The following is a 15,554-nucleotide window of genomic DNA, read 5'->3' on the forward strand; positions in this document are numbered from 1 at the left end:
ACTTTGGTAACGTATAACTGCATGTAATTTTTCATCTGTATTAAACTTAGTCATAAAAAAAATGCACCTCCAATGTTAGATGGTGTCTAACAATTGGGGTGCAGTTCACTTGCGGTTGTGGATTTACTTGGTGGAAGCGAGGGGATTTGAACCCTTGTCCGAAAACATCGCCACACAGGCATCTACTTTTAATTCTATCTTTTGCTCTACCATCACTTGTGATACGGTTCACCGTACTATATCTAAGCACAAAGTACGATTTGACTATTAGATTTACATTAGAGTATGAATTAAACAAGGCAAAAAGTCTATCCTATTTGATTTGCTCCCCAAATAGTAGACATGTGAAATAATAAAAAACCTACTGCGATGAGGGGAGCATTTTCATGTCTAAAGTTGAATATTCCGCATCAGAGAGGCTTTACCATTATCGGAGAGATCGAAAGTGGTGAACTTTCCAATCCGACGCTTTAAGGCAGTTCGCTAAGAAACGCCCGAAAGTCATCAATTGCCTCATCCGCTTCAGCCGTCTCTTTCTACTATCCGGAACGCTGGCCGTCGTATGGTTCTATCACGGGCAGGATCAGAGCCTTTAGAAAAGCACCCAGTCCTCTTAAATAAGTATTAGACTACCTAAGTAATAAACCAGCGGCAGACTTGGATTGGGTCCTAGATTGCCGCTGGTTTATTGAACTATCGTTATCCGTTAGCGTAACTTTTTAATATTAGATGCAGTAGAGGAAAAGGTCGTCCAGAACTGTCTAGTTCCGATCGTCCTGTCTGTACAAAACCAAACCGTTTATAGAATGTGTATGCTCCTTCATTTTGCTCATTCACATCAACTTGGAGATTGCTGCCTTTGACTTTTTCGGCATGTTTTATCAGTCGACTGCCTATACCCCTTCCATGATATTTGGGGTCTACGAATAGCATCTCTATCTTTGTTCCGTCACCGAACTATCCTTTCCGTTAGTTGAACACGCTGCTGTCTGGTTTCTTATGATACATTATTAAATACACACCAATAAGGATAACTAAAAATAAATGCAACGAATAAGGGATAATTCGTAATAACCTGTCATGAACATGTACTACATAGTCAAAAAGAAGCAAACTCCATATCACCTGATAGACAAGGTTTCCAAGCAAAAGGTACTTAACTATCTTTCTGTTGACGAGCCATTCTTTCGAACATAACGCCGCCCCCATGAAAGATTGTACGAGAAACCATATACCTCCAAGTGGTGTTGATTCTAAACTGAAAAAATATTGTAATATCGGCGGAAAATACAGCAGTCCGAGAACAATCGTTATTGAACCGATACTCCGAAGATAAGTAAACTGTATAACAATCCCCTCCTAACCTTGGCATTGATATTCAACTTAACATTTTGGTTTATTTCTCATTATACCCGAATTAATCTGAACAATTGCCGTTGATGCAACCTGCCCATTTGCTTAATATCAAGAGCAAATAAAAAACCTCCCCACAGCCAGTCATCGCTGCAGAGAGGTTCCCTCTAATAAAATATCTTCTCATCCCGCTTTTCCTTAAGTATCTCCACCGCTTCCCTAAACCGCAGCGAATGCACAATCTCCCGCTCCCGCAGAAATTTCAAGCTGTCCTGGAGATCGACGTCGTCCGTCATGTCAATGAGCCATTGATACGTCGCCCTCGCCTTCTCTTCCGCCGCAATATCCTCATAGAGATCCGCAATGGGATCGCCTTTCGCTTGAATGTAGGCAGCCGTAAACGGAACGCCCCCCGCGTTCTCGTAGAACAAGGCGCTGTCATGAGCCACATAATGTGCGCCGAGCCCAGCTGCTTTTAATTGATCCGGTGTTGCATCCTTAGTTAGCTTATAGATCGACACCAAAATGCTATCTATGTTATACTGCCCTTACAGAGTCATTTTACGGAAGGGTGAAACACTTGAGCAAGATCAAGAAAGTGGCGGTCTACAGCCGAAAGAGCAGACCTGACGAAACTGATGAAATATTACAAAGACAACTTAGCATCCTTGTAGAAATGTGCGTAAACAACGATTGGGAATTTGAAGTGTTCTCCGAGGTGGGTTCATCTCAGGACATCAACAGACCCGAACTCAATAAAATGCTTGCCAAGGTACAGACCTACGAGTATGATGCTATTGTCATTACTGACCAAGATAGGTTAAGCAGGAATACGGGCGGCTTTGGTCAGATTAAAGAAATCCTTACCAACTATGGCGTACAGGTTGTAACGACCTCTAAGGTGTACGATTACAGCACTCAAGAAGATGATATGATGTCCGTTGTAGCAAAGCAGGAGTATCTCAACATCAAGAAAAGGTTGGTGCGAGGTAAGCGGCAGTCAGCCAAAGAAGGAAACTGGGTTGGCGGCAAGACTCCTGTGGGGTACAGCTATGACCACAAATCCAAGAAATTGCATCTTGATGAACATGCTCCTATTATTAAAAGGATATTCGCTCTTTATCTATCGGGGAAAACATCTACTGACATTGAAAGAATATTTGAACTAGAGGGCATTCTAACCCCTAGCGGCTCACAATGGAACAAGGCGAGAATATCCGTGGTACTAGCTAACCCAGTTTATAAAGGTACTGTCATCTACGGAAAGACGAAGCTGTCCAAAACGAGTAAAAAGCCATCAGGTGCGGCTAGACAGTTTAAGACCGACGCGGCTGAACAGATCGTTATGGAAAACGCTCATGAGCCGATTGTATCTGTAGAGGATTGGGACACAGCGAAGGTCATTAGAGAAGGAAGATTGACCAAGCCCCCATCAGCTAGGATAGGAAAGGTTAACTTTACTGGTTTGATCAGGTGTTCTCTCTGCGGTACGACCCACAGCTTTCAAAGAAGAAAGGGCAAAGAACTCAGGGTCACATCTTGTCAAACTAGGATTTACGCAGAGGACGGAACTTATACCGTCTGTGTGAACAAGGGTGTTAAGCTAGACCATTTTGAGACAGTGTTTTTCAAAATCTTTTCCCAGTATGTTGACAGGTTGGAACAATACCTTAAGGACGTAAAGAACAACATGAAAGCAGACGAGTCCAATCCTGCCGATGAGAAAGCCATCCTGACAGCTACGATCAAGAGGATTGATCAACAGATTAAAAAGGTACAACAGGGCTTTATTGCGGAGATATACAATGAGGATGAAGCTCAAAAAGAGATCAAACAATTAAAGGCTCACAGACAACATACAGAGACACAACTGGAAAGATTGGACACCAAGGAGCAGGACGATCAGGTGGACACGTTACAGGCTGTCTTGGACAGGTTAAAAAGACTGTTGACAGGTACGGCAGAACTGGAAACCAAAGAGGTCAACCACCTTCTCACCTCTCTCATTGACCATGTTGAATACAAGAGGGTTGGAGATCACAAAGCAGCGATGGAGATTAAAATACATTACAAAGGGTAGGTGAAACAACGTGGTTATCGTCACAGCAAATAAGCCGAACATTGCACTCATAGCCGCCAGTATCAAGATTCTAAAGAAGAAGCCCAAATCCTAATTTCCATGTTCAAGATACATTACAAAGGGTAGTAGGAGCATCCACTCTTACTATCCTTTTTTTATACTCTCCTTCCGCTCATTTCTACACAATTCCACCAAAATTACAAATGAGTTTTTTCTCGGTTACACTTTTTGCAACCGCTGAACCCCTACTCTCCCATGGACTTCAAGAGATCGAGTTACCAAATACACAAAGTAACCTTAAATCCTTGTGAAACTGTCCCTACGGTGTCTCTCTTTTCAAGTCTCTCTATAATACATTTTTTCTTAAATAATATGGTTACTTTATGTAACTCCCTTACTATATCTTCCTTTTCCCTTACAGCCCCAAGTGTTTCAGCGGTTTCAAAAAGGGTTACAAAATGAAAAACGCAATGTAACCAATTCCTCCCAATAATGTAACCCATCCCCCTTCCCCATTGTCCAAGTCGGGGCAAGTCGTGGGCACATCCCTGTTCAAATCTTTTTCAAATCTTTTGCCCAATCTTGTCCAAAACTCCATTCGTTATTTGGTTAAGTTCGTAGGAGAGAACGTCATGCTCTCTTACATCCTCTAAGTGTGTGTTTCTTACATCGGGGTTGAGTGATTCGCACCTTCCCCATCCTTTTTCACATTCAGAACGACTCATATAAAAATCAAAACAGGAGGTAAACACAAATGAGACCACGACACAACCGTTATACCACAGCGAGAATCCTTGATCATCGTGATCGGGAATTTATTGGCAAGTTCTTTGCACAACGTCCCCACCTTGATACAAGTGAGTTTCTTCGCCGTGCCGTTCTTGTCGCAATCAATGAACAATTGATCAAAGATGAGAAACGAATTGTTGCCACGATCAACCGAGAACCAACGCAAGCACGGTGCTCCTGAGATCGAATGGTAAATTGCTTTCAACCACTTGGGTCATGAGTTCCAAGGCACTTCGTTGCCGTTGTCAATTCGTGGCTCACAGGTTGCAAGCAATTGCAACAAATCCAATCAAAAGGTAGGTGACAAAACCTCCCTCCTCAGGTGGTTGTTGTTCACTTTTACCATTCGGTTGGTTGTACATTCATTGGACGAATGTGCTGTATCGTTCGTTGTGAATGCGTTACTGGTCAGCCTTCAGCAAGTTGATCAGAAGGTCAGTCAATGGCAACTCGGTGAGGTTGCACTCTACTTTGACTACTTCCATTTTCCAAAAACCTCTTCCCCCTCGGTTGAGGTGTTGCATCAAACTTTGATTTCTTCTCTAACTCAGGTTACTTCCATTTCCTCGATGCCGAGAGGTCAAAAGCGTTTTTCAATTAGCGTTGCTAGCACGATAGCTAGATGTGGTAGAGTTCGCCACATTCAGAAAAAACTCAGGTGGTTAGTCAGTTCCCACTCCTTTGAAAAACTGGTACGTGGTAGAAGCACGAGCCACAATAGTAAAAATCGTGTACGTGGTCTTGACGGATTCCACAACGACAAAATATCCGTCACCCTTTCTTTTGACACTCCAACAAATCAGCTTTCCCCTGAGCGTGTTGGGCTGTCAAAAGAGTGGGTCAAAACCTTGTCAACGTGTAGGGCGTTGTCAGGGTTATTTTCCGTTCTATTACAACTTCAAACAAAAAATAGCATCCGACAATCGCATAGCAAGAAACCATAAATCCATATCCCCAAGGAGGACGAGCAAGTGAACGAAAAGGCACTAAAGGAACAACGCAACGATCTCATTGACGAGATGGAACGCTTTGTAAACTCGGCACAGTATGAGAAACGCAACATCTCTGCAACCGAGTCCAAACGCATCCACGCTATTCGTGACGAGATCAAGAGTATTGACGAGCAACTACAAAACTATGAAGAACAAAGGAGCAATCAACCAATGATTCCATCGAAACAAGAACAGACTGTTGAACAACGCAAGGCAGACGAATCCGCATTCCTGACACTGGTGAAAGAAGCCCGTGCAACTGGTGGTATGACTGCTGGAAGCAATGGCGTAGTGATCCCCCTATCCATTGCAAACCGCATTGTAGAGGTTGCAAAGAACGTATCCCCACTGGTTGCCAAGGCTACTATTTGGAACGTATCGGGTGACCTTCAACTTCCATCGTATGACTACACGGCAAACGTGTTCCAATACGTGACAGAAGGCACGGCAGTCGCTGACAGCAACGGTGCATTCGCAGGACCAAAATTGTCCAATTTCATTGTGGGTAGCCTGACAAAGATTTCGAACTCTTTGATCAATCGTGCTGACATTGACGTTGTACCTATCATCATTCGTCAAATCGGTTTGTCCCTTGCATTGTTCCTTGAGGGTGAAATCATGAACGAGACTGGTGCAAAGCTGAAAGGCTTGAAATCGGGTGTTACTAACTCGGCAACATCCACTAACGCAGCTACGGCAGTTATTGACGCTAAGAACGTCACAGACTTGATCAAGTTGCAACTGAGCGTTCCACAGGTTCACCAAGCCAATTGTGCATGGTTGATGAGTCCTTCTGTATGGGCTTCTCTTCGTTCCCTGACGGCATCCACTGGTGAACTGTTGATCAACGGTGATGACACTGGTATTAGTGCTGATGGCGGTCTGACGCTGTTTGGCAAGCCTGTGATGCTCTCTGACGCAATGCCTGCAACGCTTGCTCTGAATGCTCGTGGTATCTACTACGGCGATTTCAGCGGTGTTGATATTAAGATGACGACAGGCGTACAGATTAAAGTATTGCTTGAGCGTTACGCGGCAGAGTACCAAACAGGTATTACTTGCTTCCAAGAACTTGACAGCGTTGTTGGCGATCCGTCCAAGTTTGCTGTTCTTATCGGTAAGTAATCAGGATGGTCAGATTCCTACGCACCATAATGACACACTTCGGTATGTTCGATGTTGACACGGTTCACAACCTGACAGCAGAACAGGTTGAACACCTTCTCCTGCTCAATCCCAACGAGATCGAGTTAGTAGAAGAATAAACATAAGGGGTCACCTTCGGGTGGCTTCTTTTATTTTTACCCAATAGAAAACTAATTTACAAAAGGGAGAATTTGAAAATGGAACAGAAAAAAATTCACGGTAATTGCAAACTCACAGACGAACAGGTACGAGAAATATTCAAACGTGGGCAAGCAGGAGAAAAGCAAGCATCCCTTGCAAGAGAGTTCGGGGTCACTCGTCCACACGTTAATGCCATTGTGAAACAAAAATACGTCCGACAACAGAATCGGGAGGTTTAATAATGTTGACACTTATTGCCATACTTTGCCCACCGTTGGCACTTCTATTCATCGGTAAATGGGGTCAGTTCTTTTTGAATCTTTTGCTCTTGCCTTTCTTCTATGTTCCTTCCATAATTCACGCCATTATTGTTGTCAATCAGTACAAGGCAGATCAACGCAACAACAAACTAATCGACGCAATCAAGGGGGCAAAATAAATGGAAACAGCTAGACCAATCGAGGGTATGAACAAATAGGTGGGGTTCTCAAATCAATCATTAGGAGGTCTTTTGAATGATACAGTTAATCAACATTAGACAGATCGTGAATGAGCGTGAACTATTCGAGCAAGATCGTGGGCAAGAGCAGGACAACACAGGACACGAGCCTGAGCAAGAGCCTGACACAGATTTTGGTTGGGAAGAGTATGACGAGGATTGCGTTGACGATTATGAAACGGATTGGGGTGTATCGGGATGGTAGTGCTCATACTGGGTTGTTGTTTGATCAGTTCGTTGGTCACAAGTATTGCTCTTGAATACAATACCGAGTTACACAAGCAAGCAATAGACCGAGCCGTTGAACGTATCAGGGTTAGGGGTATAGGGTAAGGGTCAGGTCATTTGTATGTGTACTATTGTATGTGTTCATTGTGTGTGCTTACTCATGTACCATGTGTGTCCAACAAAGGCACAGGGGGATAGGGTGGCACACACAGGGACAGTCGTTGTCCCTTCTTTGGTCAGGACTGGGGGCATATCATTGTCAATCGTTGCCAATCCATATGTAATGCAATACCTTTCCTCTTCCTTCCATTTTTCAACCGCCCCCCTGTTTTTCCATCGATTTCCACCCCTTGAGCGGACACCGCTACTACTTAGCAAGGCGAAAAAGAACTTATAAATGAAAATTTTCACGAGCCGTAAAATTGATAAATGGAGGTTATTTACATGGCTATTTACAAGCCGTTACTACTCTGTACAGGTGATATTCCCAACACTGTACGCAGACACAAGCAAGAGTATGAACAAGAATGTATCCAGTACGCTGAACAGCTTTCTTCCGAGACGGACAACGAGTTGGTACAATATCTGATCTTCAAGTACAAGTTCTATACACGATGGGACGAGTCATTCTTTCCTGTCCTGATCGAGTATAGCAATCTTCAAGATCAATATAGACAGCAGTTGGACAAGGTGAAAGACGATCTATCCCTTCACGCTGACCCAGTCTATCGCAAGGATGTTTCCGAGTTGGAGAAGTCGATAAAGATCGTTCGCAAAGTGTTGAACATTACCAACGCTATTGACACAGCGGTTGACGAGTTTGAAGCCGTTCTATTTGCAGGACAACAACATACAAAATCCAATCTAAAGGCGGTCTGATTATGAACAAGCAACAGGCAATGGCATTGCACAAGCAGGGGTTCAAGGCTGAACAGGATGTTCTAAAAGCGATCATAGCGGACTTTCGTAAGCGGGACGAAGCAAGAGCCAAGGAAACGCCAACACAGAGAGCAGAACGTGAACGGCTAAGTAAGGAACGTAGTCAACGAGAAACCAAGGAATGGCAAGAGCGTTTAGAAGCCCATAAGCGGCTCTCTGACGAGGATAAGGAAACCCTTGTGAGGGCTTGGTTCAAGGAGCAATACAAGGCGACTGACGAAGCGGCAGACCGCTATATCATCGCTTGGAAGGCTCAGTAACAAGATTGGTCAATAAGAGCACATTCCCTGTCATAAGCCCTTTCCCTAGTGGATGGGCTTTTTCTTATGCCCTCTAACAAATCGAGGTGTACCATTGCCCACGGTGTTCCAAACAAATCGCTTACAATCCATCTGACAACACATTCAGGAAAGCGTTGTGGCATTTTTGCACACAAAAAAAAGACCACCCGCACTTGGCGAATGGTCGGTGAATGATTGGGGATAATTTCTCAATTTGATTTTTGAAATGACCCCCCAGTGCCTTAATTCATTTGAAAGGGGTGGGGGGATCAGTGTGGCTCATTGATTCCACTTTGGAAGTAGAATGTCCCGCCCATATTCCATGTGCCGTTCTTGTTAGTGAACGTGGCTTGAGTCAGCGTCTCCATCAGTCCTGTGTTACCATTAGCATCGGTTGAACCATAGCTGTTGGTTATTAATACCTTGAAGGTGGTATCGTCCACCCACGTAACTGTTCCTCCCCCCTGATGGAAGTCAGGGTTACCTTTGTGGGCAAGAATATCAACCCATTCCTTCTTCTTGGAAAACGCCTTAACCGCAATCTCATAGGCTTTCTGATTACTAATATGCTTAGACCCGATATACACAGTGTTCGTACCCTTTACATACTCCACGTTCTGACCAAGCGTCTTCGATACCTCACGAACGGGAACGTATGTAGTGCCGTTGATTACCTTGGTTGGTGCATACGACTGTGTGCCATTGACGAACAGCTTCAATACCGAACCTGCTTCAACTGCCGAACCTGCGAACATTCCTACTACCAGTGCTGTTGCTGTCATTGCGATCATTTGCTTTTTCATTTGACATTTCTCCTCTTGTTGTTAGTTTGGGGTTAGTTGGTGGATGGGTTAATCATCTATCGATTCAGGGTCAGGACATACCGATCGATCATCCTTGTTCATCACCAGTATAATCATTTCTTTCACCTGTATCAGTTTAATTTTCAAATCGCTCTAACGCATTTCCCCCTAGCACTTAATTCTTTAACCTACTTGATTATATGATTAAATGCTTAAGAAAAGCTAGAAGAAGCCCTTTGGGTTTTTTTTCATGCTCTCTAACAAATCGAGCCGTACCATTGCCTTGCTTCCAATCCTTTGATCGATCTGAGGGCATCTGACAGACCGCTTTGTGAGTTTCCTGAGGAATTTGCCTTATATAACTGTGAAAATCGCTCGGAGCATTCCTTTAGATGTTGTGGATAAATTTAGTATTAACTTTTTTCCTAATTTGGAAGAAAAGGGTCAAAAACGGTTGACTTACACGGTTAAAGATGAACATTAATTTCAAATCTACTAAAAGGCGGTGAGCACATGGAGGACATCAAGTTGGTACGCATCAGTAAAGAGTCTCACGAGAAATTACGAGAGTTGGCTAAAGCTGACAAACGTGCAATGAGCCATTACCTAGACGTTTTGATCGCTAGGATTTACACAGAGTCGAAAAGCAACTAACACCCACCCCTGACCTGATCGGGGGTTTTCATTTTGTTCATTTAATAAATCGAGAATTTATACACACCAAGGGAGAGATATAACATGACGAACGTAAACAAATCCATTGCACAACTTCATTCCGAAATCGAAACAGCCCGCAGAGAAGCCTTGAACCCATCGGTTCGAAAATCTAAAAATGGAGACATCATCTTCCATTGGAAATATGAGCGTCCCGATATGGTCAAGATCGGGTCAGGTGGCGTTACCAACACGCTGACAGACTTTGTTCAGTCCAAGCGTCAGGGGCAGCGATCAGGGGTTCAAAGCATTCCCCTTGAGTTGCAAGAGAAGTTCGAAAAGATATTCGCCAAGTTCCCACATCAGTACAAGCTACTTGGTCTCTATTACGCCGCAGGATTAACACGGCAAGAGATTGCGAATGAGGAAGGGTTACAGCGTCAGAACGTGGGGACAAGCCTTAGACAGGCTGTGACACGCTTGCAGAAGTATCTCAGTCCTTCTGAATACGATTCAATCCGTTGGGCGTTAGGTGATTACAAGCCGTTACATGGTAATTGCATGACAGACGATCTGAGAGAGCGTATAGCATTCCATAAATCATATACAGCAGTTCAACCAGTCCGTCACGGTCAAATCGTTGACGGTCTTATTATTTGGTCAGGAGATGAAGAACCAGTGCCACAGCCGAGAGAATGGGAATACGAGAACGACAAACAGCACCATATGTACTACACACCGTACAAGCGGTATTCAATCGCAGAACCACTCAAGGGACAGCATCCAACTGAGAAGAACCTACCAGTTCCAAGATGGCAACTAATCAAAGAGCAAGAACAAAACCAAGGGGGAAAATAAAAATGCAAAACTATCGTGGAATCAAAGTGATCAATTCGGTGAACATGGATAACGTCAGAGTTGTAGGAGCGGTTGACAAACTGGTCAATCGCTTGGAAGAAACAGAATATACTTTGGTCGGTGCATTCCATTCGACTTCTGAGAAGATCAAAGGACGTTGCAACAATGGGCATGACATTGAGATCGTCCCCAACAACTTTGTAAACAAGAAAACTGGTTGCAAGCATTGTCAGCTTATGACCCTTCACGGTCACGAGAAGATGATCAAGCAGTTTGAAGCCATCATCAAGAAGAAACGCATGACACAAGAAGAGCCGCTGAACTTCTCCAAGGGCGTTCTCAAGGGTTTGAAAGAGAAGTACCTCTTCACTTGCCCGAGCGGTCAAGAGCACTGGTTAAGCCCTTATGCGTTGGTCAATAGCATTCACTTCCAATGCCGTTGCGGTCAGTGCAACCTTTGGTAAACAGGATGCCCCCTTCCATTCATTGGTTGGGGGTCTTTTGTGTGTACGTTGTGGATTAACCGATTGATCTTCCTTTAGAGGTTATAAGGGAATTTTGATCAACCCAATTGTGAGTTTCCCCTCCTGTTGTTCCTTATGTAATCAGGGGTGAGAATCGGACAATCTGAGTCACTCATACCCTGTATTATCCAACATCGTGAGAGGGGTTATACATCATGGAAGAACAGCAAGTAATCGAACCACAAGTCATAGATGATGAGAACAAGACCGTAACCGTGGAGGGCATTGGAAAGGCTACAAACGTGGGGGAATTGGATATGAAGAAGTTCATCGAGGTGGCAATGGGTTTGCCGTCATTTTGGAAATAAGGGGCAAAGGCTTAAATGGCTGTTGTCCTTTTTCTTTGCCCATTTACATGGTTGCATATTGGTATTGATTCATTTGTAGATCATCGTTGAAATCATCTCAAGATGAGCGAATTCTTCCGTGCCTATATCAGTTAGTAATCCGATGACTTTATCAGGAATCGTGAACCGTTGGTTTAAATAACGAAGCGCTGCCGCAAGCTCACCGTCCGCACCGCCATATTGCTCCATTAGAAATTTAGCCATCATTGGATCGCATTTACTTACGCGAACAGGATATTGCAGTTTTTTCTCATAAACCCACATGTACAGTGCCTCCTTTAATAGTACATATCAGCCAAATCCATTATTTATACCTGCCAAGGCCAAGGCGTATCATTCCAAGACCAAGGAGTTCCGGAAAAGCTTTGACCGAAGTTTTTCAAAGGTCCATATTTCGACTCATAAAGCTGCACGATGGGTTGTCTTAACTGTGCAAAGTGATTATATTGCTGTATCGCGTTCACATCTGTTGGATGGGTATCCAAATATAAATTCAGCTCTACCAATACGAAATCAACCGCCTGCAAATCATGCAGCAGCTTGTAATACTCCTCATCCAGGATCACGCTCAACATCAACACCTTCTTCTTGTCTGACATTATTTGAATTATAGGAGCTATACAGCATTGGCCAAAGGGTGCCATATTTCAATGCTTCAAAAGCGGAGAATTGAGGTAAATTGGGCGGTTGAAAGTTGATGAACAATTGTGGCGGGGTACTGTAGCTCTTTACTCTTATGGGCGGACAGGGATCAAACGGACCAATAAATGGTTTATAAAAACGGACTTGATTGTCCACAATGATGCCTCCTCTCGACATGCTCTTCCAATATGTATATGTGGCGGAACTTGACCATCATGTCTCTACATTCATTCATGAAAAAAATCTGTACCAGCACAGATCTTGCCTTTCAGTATTATTGAGCATGACCCTTCCGCTTCCTATATCGGAGTTGATTTCGACCCTGATGTACTGACTGATTTGGAAGAGTTTATGCCGAAGCATGAGCATTACAGCCGATCCTTGGAATCACCTTGGATTGATATGTTTCTTATTAGGAATAGACATGCGACAGGAACTGAGAGGCTGCATTTGGAGTGAAAGGGACATTAACGGGATACGACAGTCTGAAATTAACAATAAATCACACTGGCTGGAAGTTTTGGGCGAGGTATTTAATGAACAACTGATTAACTATACTAGCATAGAACAAGATGAGCTATGGAAAAGAGTACAGCTTGCTCATGAAGATTGGAAAATAGCCAAATCGGCTCTATCGTAATCAAGTATGATAAAGCATGAGCAAGCTCATCCATTTAGGATTCCGCTGTACCGAACCTTTTTGCAGATCTGGCACGGGCACGCTCCAGCTCAACCTCACGATCCCGCGGCTCTGCTTGAGTAACTAAGGAGTCCAACAACTTCTGGGCTACTGCAGCAACTTCCTTCACTGCAAGATGAAATGTTTCCTCGTTCGCTTTGGATGGCGTATGATAACCCGAAAGCTTTCTAACAAATTGAAGTGATGCAGCTTCTATCTCCTCTTCGGTAGCTGGAGGATCAAAGTTAAATAATGTTTTAATATTTCGGCACATCATGCTCTTCCTTCCTAAACTGTTTTTTCAATAATGATAGTGTAAACCAGTTATCCTCGATGATAGCCTCTCTTATGGCGCTTTTCAACAAAAAAAAGTTCTAATCCCTTTCTGTTCATCTTTTTGATCAATCAATCCTTCCCGTTCGAACACCTTTTTGGTACTCTTTCGGCTGCACGCCTGTTTTTTTCTTAAACATACGAAGGAAGCTTGAATAATCGTTGAAGCCGCAGCGCATACAGGCTTCCAGCACTCCAACTCCCTCTGATAAATATTTCTTCGCCAGCGATACCCGCTTAGACACGATATACTCATGAACGGTACTGCCGGTATAGTGCTTGAATTGCCGCAGCAAATAGTATTTATTGATAAAAAAACGACGTTCCAGCTCACTTAATGACAAATCCTCATGTAAATGCAGCTCGATATAATCAAGTATCGGAGTTAATTTATGGTGAAGATCCATTTCGTTGCTTGTATGCTTCTGCTTGTGATAAAGATCATTAATCGTAATGAGCAGCTCCATCATGCAGGTTAGCTTTAATACGGCTGCGCTCCCTGCGCGATTCCGGTCAAGACTCTCGTATTTCATAAACAGCTCCATGAGCTGTGAAGTTTCTTTTGGGGTGAGCGATAATTTATTCTGATTTCCTTGAGGACGATTATAGAAGCATGCTAATGGATTATAATCCGCAGTCAAAAATGCTTTGACCATCATCGGATCGAATTCGATTGTTATTCTTTCATACCTTTCACTAGAAGAAAACGAAGGTTTATGGATTTCATGCTCGTTCGTAATAATCAGATCCCCATATTGCAGTGGATACACTGCCTTTTCTACGAAATAACGCACGTCACCCTGAATAAGAAAATAAATCTCACATCCCGCATGCAGATGAAAATCAATATTATGTACGGTCTTCGTGACATGCATATATTTAACGAACTGGTCTATTCGATCCAAATACTGCTCTAACAACCTATGCCCCTCCAATTGCTAAATAGCAATAATTCCAACTTTTTCAGCAAAAATTCCAAAGAAGTTGTGATTCATTCATTCTACAATGAGAAAGAAGATACGTCATTTTTTCATTTGAGGATACGGAGGAATAGTTGATGAATACAAAACCTTTGAATGTCGGAATCATTGGTCTCGGAGCAATAGGCGGCGGTACACATTTAAAATATTTGCAATCCATTGATCAGGTCAAACTTGCCGGCGTGTGCGATCTAATCAAAGAAAAAGCAGACAGCATGGCCGAACAATATAAGACTAACGCCTATTACAACTTTCAGGAATTCCTTGAACAGGCTGAACTTGATGCCATTATAATAGCCGTGCCTCATTTCGATCATCCAACCATCGCCATTGAAGCGTTCAAGCGCGGCATTCATGTTTTATGTGAAAAACCGATAGCTGTACATTTGAATGACGCCAATCGCATGTTGGCTGCATATGAAAGCGCTAAGCAGCAATATCCAGAATTGGTGTTCGGTCTTATGTTTCAGGAACGTACTCTCCCCTACTATCGCAAAGTGAAAGAGATCGTCGAGAGTGGCGAGCTTGGCCGATTAACACGAGCAACCTGGATTCATACGGAATGGTTCCGCAGTCAGACTTATTATGATAGTGGAGATTGGCGTGCTACGTGGGCGGGTGAAGGCGGCGGCATCTTGACGAATCAATGCCCGCATACGCTAGATATGTACCAATGGTTATTCGGCTTACCTAATCTCATTTCTGGACATGCTCATATTGGAAAATACCATGATATTGAGGTCGAAGATGAGGTAACCGCTTATTTTGAGCATGACAATGGCATGATCGGGCATTTAATCGTAACGACTGCCGAACTTCCTGGAACGAATCGGATGGAGATTATCGGGGAAAATGGAAAGCTCGTATTGGAGGAAGGACGTCTCGTCTTCACTAAAAATCCAATTTCTATGCTGAAATATTCCAATGAAACCGATCAGCGCTTCAGTGATATGAAATCCGAACGCATCGAAATTGCAGTGGACACAGTGCAGGATCAAAACGCACACCTATATGTAGCGTCAAAGTTTTTCAACCGTTTACTGACCGGAACTGGACAACTAGTTGCAGAAGGATGGGAAGGTCCCCGTTCACTCGTATTAGCAAACGGCATTATGCTGTCCTCCTTCACCGGACAAACCATAAAAGTACCGTTCGACACCGATATGTTCGAGGCAAAGCTCAAGGATTTGGCTGCGAACTCTAAATTTGTAAAAAAACAATTAAAGCCCGTTCCTCAGGACGAAGATATGTCTAAATCTTTTGGAAGCAAAGCATAAGGAGGCTGA

General features: G+C 43.4%; 18 protein-coding genes and 3 pseudogenes. 13 read left to right on the forward strand and 8 right to left on the reverse strand.

From position 1 onward, the window contains the following. Nucleotides 1–699: 699 nt before the first annotated feature. Together AC0YN6_RS26095 and AC0YN6_RS26100 are read right to left on the reverse strand one after the other, a co-directional pair. Nucleotides 700–951, reverse strand: a pseudogene (locus AC0YN6_RS26095) (GNAT family N-acetyltransferase); the annotation flags it as partial. 569 nt (nt 952–1,520) lie between these two features. After that, a pseudogene (locus tag AC0YN6_RS26100) lies at nt 1,521–1,871 on the reverse strand (manganese catalase family protein); the annotation flags it as partial. Between the two features lie 53 nt (nt 1,872–1,924). On the opposite strand from AC0YN6_RS26100, the gene AC0YN6_RS26105 reads away from it, so the two are divergent. The 8 genes from AC0YN6_RS26105 (at nt 1,925) to AC0YN6_RS26140 (ending at nt 8,427) form a co-directional block, all read left to right on the forward strand. Then, complete coding sequence (locus AC0YN6_RS26105) at nt 1,925–3,433, forward strand: recombinase family protein (protein WP_475750623.1); 1,509 nt, start codon at nt 1,925–1,927, stop codon at nt 3,431–3,433. A 754-nt stretch (nt 3,434–4,187) separates the two neighbouring features. Beyond that, nucleotides 4,188–4,403: a hypothetical protein gene (locus AC0YN6_RS26110; protein ID WP_475750625.1), complete on the forward strand. Its 216-nt coding sequence runs from the start codon at nt 4,188–4,190 to the stop codon at nt 4,401–4,403. Between the two features lie 790 nt (nt 4,404–5,193). Next, entirely contained in the window at nt 5,194–6,339 is a 1,146-nt protein-coding gene (locus AC0YN6_RS26115; protein ID WP_475750626.1) for a phage major capsid protein, read from the forward strand. A 218-nt stretch (nt 6,340–6,557) separates the two neighbouring features. Then, nucleotides 6,558–6,740 (forward strand): hypothetical protein, encoded by a 183-nt coding sequence (locus tag AC0YN6_RS26120; protein WP_475750628.1) that lies wholly within the window; start codon nt 6,558–6,560, stop codon nt 6,738–6,740. A gap of 2 nt (nt 6,741–6,742) precedes the next feature. Further along, entirely contained in the window at nt 6,743–6,940 is a 198-nt protein-coding gene (locus AC0YN6_RS26125) for a YqaE/Pmp3 family membrane protein (RefSeq protein WP_475750630.1), read from the forward strand. Between the two features lie 76 nt (nt 6,941–7,016). Next, a complete protein-coding gene (locus AC0YN6_RS26130; protein ID WP_475750631.1) occupies nt 7,017–7,205 on the forward strand; it encodes a hypothetical protein in 189 nt (62 codons plus the stop codon). A gap of 467 nt (nt 7,206–7,672) precedes the next feature. Further along, complete coding sequence (locus AC0YN6_RS26135; protein WP_475750633.1) at nt 7,673–8,107, forward strand: hypothetical protein; 435 nt, start codon at nt 7,673–7,675, stop codon at nt 8,105–8,107. A gap of 2 nt (nt 8,108–8,109) precedes the next feature. Further along, nucleotides 8,110–8,427 carry a hypothetical protein gene (locus AC0YN6_RS26140; RefSeq protein WP_475750635.1) on the forward strand — a complete coding sequence of 106 codons (318 nt, stop codon included), beginning with the start codon at nt 8,110–8,112 and terminating at the stop codon, nt 8,425–8,427. Nucleotides 8,428–8,717: 290 nt separating this feature from the next. On the opposite strand, the gene AC0YN6_RS26145 is transcribed toward AC0YN6_RS26140, so the two are convergent. After that, the gene (locus tag AC0YN6_RS26145; protein WP_475750637.1) at nt 8,718–9,251 is read right to left on the reverse strand and encodes a stalk domain-containing protein; all 534 of its coding nucleotides are present in this window, start codon (nt 9,249–9,251) and stop codon (nt 8,718–8,720) included. A 738-nt stretch (nt 9,252–9,989) separates the two neighbouring features. Here AC0YN6_RS26145 and AC0YN6_RS26150 point away from each other — a divergent pair. The 3 genes from AC0YN6_RS26150 to AC0YN6_RS26160 all read left to right on the forward strand — a co-directional run bounded on the left by AC0YN6_RS26150 (nt 9,990) and on the right by AC0YN6_RS26160 (nt 11,595). Beyond that, the gene (locus tag AC0YN6_RS26150) at nt 9,990–10,763 is read left to right on the forward strand and encodes a sigma-70 RNA polymerase sigma factor region 4 domain-containing protein (RefSeq protein ID WP_475750638.1); all 774 of its coding nucleotides are present in this window, start codon (nt 9,990–9,992) and stop codon (nt 10,761–10,763) included. Nucleotides 10,764–10,765: 2 nt separating this feature from the next. Continuing rightward, nucleotides 10,766–11,227: a hypothetical protein gene (locus AC0YN6_RS26155; RefSeq protein ID WP_475750640.1), complete on the forward strand. Its 462-nt coding sequence runs from the start codon at nt 10,766–10,768 to the stop codon at nt 11,225–11,227. A 215-nt stretch (nt 11,228–11,442) separates the two neighbouring features. Continuing rightward, nucleotides 11,443–11,595: a hypothetical protein gene (locus tag AC0YN6_RS26160; protein WP_475750641.1), complete on the forward strand. Its 153-nt coding sequence runs from the start codon at nt 11,443–11,445 to the stop codon at nt 11,593–11,595. 72 nt (nt 11,596–11,667) lie between these two features. Here the strand turns inward: AC0YN6_RS26160 and AC0YN6_RS26165 are convergent. The 3 genes and pseudogenes from AC0YN6_RS26165 to AC0YN6_RS26175 form a co-directional block, all read right to left on the reverse strand. After that, nucleotides 11,668–11,898 (reverse strand): annotated as a pseudogene (locus AC0YN6_RS26165) (manganese catalase family protein); the annotation flags it as partial. Nucleotides 11,899–11,942: 44 nt separating this feature from the next. Then, nucleotides 11,943–12,209 carry a spore coat protein CotJB gene (locus AC0YN6_RS26170; RefSeq protein ID WP_475750643.1) on the reverse strand — a complete coding sequence of 89 codons (267 nt, stop codon included), beginning with the start codon at nt 12,207–12,209 and terminating at the stop codon, nt 11,943–11,945. Beyond that, nucleotides 12,187–12,453 carry a spore coat associated protein CotJA gene (locus AC0YN6_RS26175; RefSeq protein ID WP_475750645.1) on the reverse strand — a complete coding sequence of 89 codons (267 nt, stop codon included), beginning with the start codon at nt 12,451–12,453 and terminating at the stop codon, nt 12,187–12,189. Before AC0YN6_RS26175 ends, AC0YN6_RS26170 begins: the two co-directional genes overlap by 23 nt. A gap of 184 nt (nt 12,454–12,637) precedes the next feature. Between AC0YN6_RS26175 and AC0YN6_RS26180 the strand changes: the two genes are divergently transcribed. Continuing rightward, nucleotides 12,638–12,916, forward strand: a complete 279-nt coding sequence (locus tag AC0YN6_RS26180; RefSeq protein ID WP_475750647.1) for a hypothetical protein — start codon at nt 12,638–12,640, stop codon at nt 12,914–12,916. Between the two features lie 34 nt (nt 12,917–12,950). Here AC0YN6_RS26180 and AC0YN6_RS26185 read toward each other — a convergent pair whose 3' ends face one another. Next, a complete protein-coding gene (locus AC0YN6_RS26185; RefSeq protein ID WP_475750714.1) occupies nt 12,951–13,229 on the reverse strand; it encodes a DUF2277 domain-containing protein in 279 nt (92 codons plus the stop codon). A 127-nt stretch (nt 13,230–13,356) separates the two neighbouring features. After that, nucleotides 13,357–14,208 carry an AraC family transcriptional regulator gene (locus tag AC0YN6_RS26190; protein ID WP_475750649.1) on the reverse strand — a complete coding sequence of 284 codons (852 nt, stop codon included), beginning with the start codon at nt 14,206–14,208 and terminating at the stop codon, nt 13,357–13,359. A gap of 137 nt (nt 14,209–14,345) precedes the next feature. Between AC0YN6_RS26190 and AC0YN6_RS26195 the strand changes: the two genes are divergently transcribed. Then, nucleotides 14,346–15,545 (forward strand): Gfo/Idh/MocA family protein, encoded by a 1,200-nt coding sequence (locus tag AC0YN6_RS26195; protein WP_475750650.1) that lies wholly within the window; start codon nt 14,346–14,348, stop codon nt 15,543–15,545. Nucleotides 15,546–15,554 lie beyond the last annotated feature (9 nt).

The sequence above is a fragment of the Paenibacillus sp. J22P15 genome, assembly GCF_056269345.1.